This is a genomic window from Desulfobaculum sp. (genome assembly GCF_054921475.1).
Genome location: NZ_JBUDSW010000255.1, coordinates 1 through 5,169, shown reverse-complemented (window position 1 = coordinate 5,169; position 5,169 = coordinate 1). Strand labels below are relative to the sequence as shown.

Genomic DNA, 5,169 nt, shown 5'->3' with positions numbered 1-5,169 from the left:
GCCCAAAACCCCCGCCCTGCGCGTAATATCGTTAGCTGCCTATTGTCTCATAATAGCAATTGTGTAAACTTTGAGCTTCCTCAATATGGCTTCGATTCTCGCGCCTTACAGCCGCCCGCTTCGGCCCTTCCGGATTCTCCGTGTTTTTTGGCCTGCAAACGCATACGCTGTGCCACCAATCCTCCCCCCCGTACCCGTCAGCGCAATACGATTACTCCTGCGCGCCCGTTCCGAAGTCCAAGGCGCTTCGCGCCGCATTCACCTCCACCAGCCGCTCCGTGATGCGCTTTTGCACCTCGGGCGCGGCCTTGCCGATCTCCTCCAGCACCACGGCCTGAAACTCCTGCACCTGCTTGAGGTCGTAGATTTTCGCCTTCATGGAGAAGTCCAGCTCCAGCTGCTTGCGCAGCTCGCCCTGCAGCTTCACGCACGCCGTCAGCAGGTCCGAACGCCCGCCAGCAAGGCGCAGCAGCTTAGCCCGCGCGCTGTAGGCCTCCTGCGTTTCGCCCTCCAGCACGGTGTGCACCAGCTCCAGAAGCAGGCGCGCTTGGCGGCCGATGGAGTCCAGCTGCTCCGCCGTGGAGAGCTGGCGCTCCAGAATCCTGTTGGCCGAAAACAGGCTGACGCTGCGCGAAACCGCCGCCTCCAGGCGCTTTTTGCGGTTTGAGATAGCGGATTCCACCACGCCAAGGCAGGCGGCCACGGCCTTTTGGGAGTCCGAATACGCCAGCAGCAGGTGGAATTCATCGTCGCTGACCGTTGGGCGTTCGCCCCGTTCCCGCGCTGCCTTGCACCGCTCCAGCAGGGTCATGTAGCGTTCACGCTCGTCCATGTGTGCTTCACCCTCGTTTGTCACCTGCTCCTCGCCCTTTTCACTCTCGTTCACCGCAGCCGTCACGTGTCGCCGTGGGATTTCACCGTTTCTTCACGAAAAGAGGTCCAGCCCGGCTAGCCCTGCGTCTTCATGCGCTCCAGCTCCTCATCGCTGAATGAGCGCACATCCTTCGGCCCATCGAACGCATCCACCCCGCGGCCATAACTTCCGCCCCGGTCCTGACAGCGCGCAAGCCACGCACTCACATGCTTAAGCACGCCGCGCGCTGTTTTGCGGCGTGACGGGTTGTCCACGTTCCATTGCCTGCATTTTCGGACCTCCTGCTCCACATCCACGGCGGGATAGCTTTCCTTCCACTCGTCAATCTTACTCATAAGCACTTCAAACGTTTGGTTTTTCCGATTCGTAGGGAAGGAACAGAACACGGGATCCTCACCAGGCATGGACGGTTTGGAGCGATTTGAATCGCTCCGGACACTATACGATGGAGTAGGAGAAGGAGAAGGAGAAGGAGCATTGCCACTAGCATTGCTATTAGCATTGCTGGTGGCATTGCTAGCCGCAGTGCTACTGGCATTGCTGGTAGCATTGCTATTGGCATTGCTGGTGGCATTGCTATTGGCATTGCTGGTGGCATTGCTAACAGCATTGCGCGCAGCATTCCGTTTGCCCTTTTTGTCGCTCCACCGCCGCGCCGCGTTGCGGCTGGCGCGCTTGGTTCGTTCGTAGGCTCTGGCCGCGTAGGCGTTGTGGCGCACCCAATTATGCAGCGCAAAGACGGGCTGAAAATTTTCCGCAGCGGCGGCGTCGAGGAACTCGGCCACCTCCTCCGGGCTGTCGAACCAGATATCCACTCTGGCGCGCTCCAGCGCTTCAGCGCGGGCCTCGTCTGAGTCGTACTCCTCCAGTGAGACGTCCTCGTCCAAGAGATCCACGAACCTCAACCACACAAGCGTTTCCACATACAGGTCCACGGCCGGATCTCCGGGCCGGAGCCGCGCAGCTATGAGCAGATCCTCCTTGATGCTGTTGCGGAAAATGCCGTCGCATTTGTACACGGCGGCGTGCTCCCACAGTTTCAAAAGCGCCAACACGCCATCCCCGCCATACCTCGCGTAGAGCCGGATGGTCTTTGGATGGTCGAGCATTCCGACACGCAGCCGGAAATCCTTGTTCATGGACATTCTCAAACCTCCCGTCCTCGGCGCGGGCCTAGGACTGCATGGGCCTTTCGCTCCAGCGCGGCCCGTCCAGCTTGAACATCCGCCGCACGAATTCCAGATACTCGGGCGACAGGTCGCAAAACGGCCCCGGCGCCTCATCGCGAAACAGCATGCAAAAGCGCCTGTCCGTCTGCGGGGAATACGCGCAGCAGTGCGCGCAATAGCCCCACGCCTTGGCCTGATCCCGTGTCAGCCGTGGAAAGCCTCCCATGGCATCCTCCGCGCGGCGCACAATCTCTCGGCGGCTGCGCCCTATCCGCCCTTCTTCTCGTAGGGCACGTTCTCGAACCGCAGGTACTTTTTGCGGTACACCAGCCTGAACGATCCCACCGTGTTATTCCGGCCCTTGGCCACGTCCAGCTCCACCTCCACGTTGTCACCCTGGGCGTCCATGCCCTTGGTCTTCCACGGCACGATGAAGAGGATAATGTCGGCGTCCTGCTCAATGGCGCCGGACTCGCGCAGGTGCGAGAGTAGCGGGCGCTTGGCCTTCTCGGATTCGCGGTTGAGCTGGGAAAGCAAAATGAGGCTGACGCCGCATTCCACGGCCGTATTTTTCAGCAGGCGGCTGGCCTCGGCGAGCTCGCGCTCGCGGCTGCCGCCCCGGTTCTCAGGCGTGATGAGCTGCAGGTAATCCACCGCCACAACACGCACGCCCATTCGGCTCCACCGCCGCACCTGGGCGCGCATTTCGCTTGGCCGGATGGACGGCTTGTCGGAGAAGTACAGCGGCAGCTCACGGGCGCGCTCGGCAAACTCATAAATGGCCTGCCAATCCGCGCGGGAGAATTTGCCGTCGCGAAAGCGCTGGGCATCCACAAGGCCGCCACCGCACACCGCGTGTTCACCGCCAGCCGCGCACAGCCGGTTCATGAGCAGGACGGATTGCATCTCCATGGAAAAGACGCCCACGCCGTAGCCCTGCTCCGCCGCGTGGAGCGCGAGGTTCAAGGCAAGCGCGGTTTTGCCGCCTCCCGGACGCCCGGCCACCACAAAGACCTCCCCGGGGACGAGGCCGGTCACCAGGCCGTTCAGCTTATGAAACGGCGTGCGGATTCCCGCGCCGCCGTCCTCCTGCAGGCGCTCCAGCGAGGCCACCCAATCCATGGCTAAATCGCCGGCGCTGCGCGAGGTCGACAGGCTCCGGTCCTCAAGGGCGAGGTCCAGTTTGCGCTGGGCGCCCAGGGCGAGCGCGCCAAGCTCCGCCCCCTGATCCTGCGCCCCCTGCACAAGGGATTCGGCAAGGCGGATAATGGCGCGGCGCTGGGCTCTATCCCGCACGGCGCGGGCCGCATTGGGACCATGGACAGGCAGCGCCACCGCCTCGGCAAGGGTGCCAAGGCGCGCCGGTCCGCCCACGGCGTCGAGGTCACCAAGAGCGCCCAGCGTCTCGGACACGGACACAAGGTCCACCGGCGCGCTCTGACGCGACAGGGCCATAATGGCGGCAAAGATTTTTCCAAGGCGCTGGTCGTAGAAGTCGTCAGCGCTAATCAGCCCCGCCACTTCCTCGATGATGCCGGGGCGCATAAGGCAGGATCCGATCACAAATTCCTCGGCCTCGATGCTGTGGGGCGGCACGTTTTTCATCATTGCGGCATCCCGGCATACCCGGCGCCGGGGATATCGCCCCATCCGGCCTCGGCCAGCAGCCATTCCTGAATCTGGACATCCGTCTCGCGCATTTCGGCGTGCAGGCGCGTCATGGCGGCATCCCACCACGAGGCCTCCTCCGGGCGCCCGCTTGCGTCACAGCGCATAGCCAGCCCAAAGCACACGCTTCGCGCCCGCACCAGCTCCCGGCGGTAACGGATAAGCCCGGCAAAGGTGTGAAGCCGGCGTTGGCAGGCGTCGAGCTCCATTTGCAAAGCCAGCTTGGCCTTGGTTTCCGCACGGGCCAGACGCTGGCGGTATGACGCCAAGGCCTGCAAGTGTGCGACCAGGGAAATCTGCCCGTCGGAATCGACGCGCACGCCGCCGGGGCCATTGACGCCGTCGTCAAACTTCTTCATGCCGTGTGTCCTCCTGCGTTGTGCATCGAAGCTGGACATAGGCCACCCAGCGGTCCAGCCGGTCACTGGCGCAGACGCAACGCCCGCGCTCGCCTTTGCAAACAAACCGTCGCAGCGGCACGCTGCCGCCCCGGTCGCGGATCATCTGCACAATGGAATCTTCGGGATAGCGCGGCTCCTCGCAGACTTCCGCCCAGAGGTTGTAGACGCGGACAAGCTCATCCAGCGGTGTCCGCCGGCGCTCGTCCCACTCGGCGATGCTGAGGGCGCGGGCAAGGAGCACTTCTGGTGATGTCGGCGGCGATTCAAGGCGTTTCAACCGTCGCCCTGTCCGGCGCGGCCCCTCAAACGCCCGCGAAGAGGAAAGAACCACCCCACCCGGCTCGGCCCGTTGCCAGTCAAGGCAACGTCCACATGGGAGCGGCCGAAGCGGAACGTCAAAGGTAAACGCCACCACAGGCCGGTTTCGCATTGCGCGGCATTCGTCTGGAGTCAGACGCAGGTGCAGCGCCTCGCAGTAGAAGGTGTGGCGGTCGAGCCATTCGCGTTTTTGGCGCTCCGTCATAGCCGCCTCCGGTCCACCTTGTGGCCTCGCGGCATACGCCACGCGGTGATGACGGTGTCCACGCCGTCGGTGATGACGACAATGCGGCGGAGCTGATGGGCGACGCGCCCGCCAAACTGCGAGCGGCGCTTGCCGTAGAGCACCGTTTCCCTCACCTGCCGGTAGGAGATGCCGCGTTGCGCCATCCTGATCTGCGCATGCGCGCTGGCTTCCAGCATGGCGTCACTCCTCGGACCTCTCGGCGGCGGAGTCCTCCAGTTCGTCGAGCCGTTCGGCAAGGAGCGAATTCTCCACCACCAACTTATCGAGGCGCTGAGACAGGCACAGGTTCCGCGAATTCACCCGCGTGATGCGGGCATTCAGCCGCAGGATGACGTCCTCAAGTTCCGCAATGCGGTCATCTTTGCTGTTCATGGCTGTTCCCCCTGTTGGATGAACCACGCAAAGAAGCTCAGGCAGGCCACTACCCGCCCGTTTTCGGCACGGCGCCGCCCCCGGCCGGGCCTTGGGCCTGATGCCGGACGCGGTGATACA

Annotated in this window: 8 protein-coding genes; all 8 read right to left on the bottom strand. The window is 63.4% G+C overall.

What is annotated here, in order from left to right; all coding sequences use genetic code 11:
* Nucleotides 1-211 precede the first annotated feature (211 nt).
* Nucleotides 212-886 carry a hypothetical protein gene (locus ACY69P_RS13965; RefSeq protein ID WP_459902074.1) on the bottom strand — a complete coding sequence of 225 codons (675 nt, stop codon included), beginning with the start codon at nt 884-886 and terminating at the stop codon, nt 212-214.
* A gap of 62 nt (nt 887-948) precedes the next feature.
* Nucleotides 949-2,019 carry a hypothetical protein gene (locus tag ACY69P_RS13960; RefSeq protein WP_462327913.1) on the bottom strand — a complete coding sequence of 357 codons (1,071 nt, stop codon included), beginning with the start codon at nt 2,017-2,019 and terminating at the stop codon, nt 949-951.
* Between the two features lie 28 nt (nt 2,020-2,047).
* A complete protein-coding gene (locus tag ACY69P_RS13955; RefSeq protein ID WP_459902072.1) occupies nt 2,048-2,269 on the bottom strand; it encodes a hypothetical protein in 222 nt (73 codons plus the stop codon).
* A 41-nt stretch (nt 2,270-2,310) separates the two neighbouring features.
* Entirely contained in the window at nt 2,311-3,651 is a 1,341-nt protein-coding gene (locus tag ACY69P_RS13950) for a replicative DNA helicase (protein ID WP_462327912.1), read from the bottom strand.
* A complete protein-coding gene (locus tag ACY69P_RS13945) occupies nt 3,648-4,070 on the bottom strand; it encodes a hypothetical protein (RefSeq protein WP_459902070.1) in 423 nt (140 codons plus the stop codon). The genes ACY69P_RS13950 and ACY69P_RS13945 overlap by 4 nt, the downstream gene beginning before the upstream one ends.
* Nucleotides 4,057-4,635 carry a hypothetical protein gene (locus tag ACY69P_RS13940; protein WP_459902069.1) on the bottom strand — a complete coding sequence of 193 codons (579 nt, stop codon included), beginning with the start codon at nt 4,633-4,635 and terminating at the stop codon, nt 4,057-4,059. Before ACY69P_RS13940 ends, ACY69P_RS13945 begins: the two co-directional genes overlap by 14 nt.
* Nucleotides 4,632-4,853, bottom strand: coding sequence for a DUF4258 domain-containing protein (locus ACY69P_RS13935; RefSeq protein ID WP_462327911.1), 222 nt, complete (start codon nt 4,851-4,853; stop codon nt 4,632-4,634). The genes ACY69P_RS13940 and ACY69P_RS13935 overlap by 4 nt, the downstream gene beginning before the upstream one ends.
* Nucleotides 4,854-4,857: 4 nt before the next feature.
* The gene (locus ACY69P_RS13930; RefSeq protein ID WP_459902067.1) at nt 4,858-5,049 is read right to left on the bottom strand and encodes a hypothetical protein; all 192 of its coding nucleotides are present in this window, start codon (nt 5,047-5,049) and stop codon (nt 4,858-4,860) included.
* Nucleotides 5,050-5,169 lie beyond the last annotated feature (120 nt).

Bases quoted from the DNA above. Each gene is read 5' to 3' on its own strand.
- ACY69P_RS13940 (WP_459902069.1), bottom strand. From the start codon at position 4,635: ATGACGGAGCGCCAAAAACGCGAATGGCTCGACCGCCACACCTTCTAC.
- ACY69P_RS13945 (WP_459902070.1), bottom strand. From the start codon at position 4,070: ATGAAGAAGTTTGACGACGGCGTCAATGGCCCCGGCGGCGTGCGCGTC.
- ACY69P_RS13935 (WP_462327911.1), bottom strand. From the start codon at position 4,853: ATGCTGGAAGCCAGCGCGCATGCGCAGATCAGGATGGCGCAACGCGGC.
- ACY69P_RS13950 (WP_462327912.1), bottom strand. From the start codon at position 3,651: ATGATGAAAAACGTGCCGCCCCACAGCATCGAGGCCGAGGAATTTGTG.
- ACY69P_RS13930 (WP_459902067.1), bottom strand. From the start codon at position 5,049: ATGAACAGCAAAGATGACCGCATTGCGGAACTTGAGGACGTCATCCTG.
- ACY69P_RS13955 (WP_459902072.1), bottom strand. From the start codon at position 2,269: ATGGGAGGCTTTCCACGGCTGACACGGGATCAGGCCAAGGCGTGGGGC.
- ACY69P_RS13960 (WP_462327913.1), bottom strand. From the start codon at position 2,019: ATGTCCATGAACAAGGATTTCCGGCTGCGTGTCGGAATGCTCGACCAT.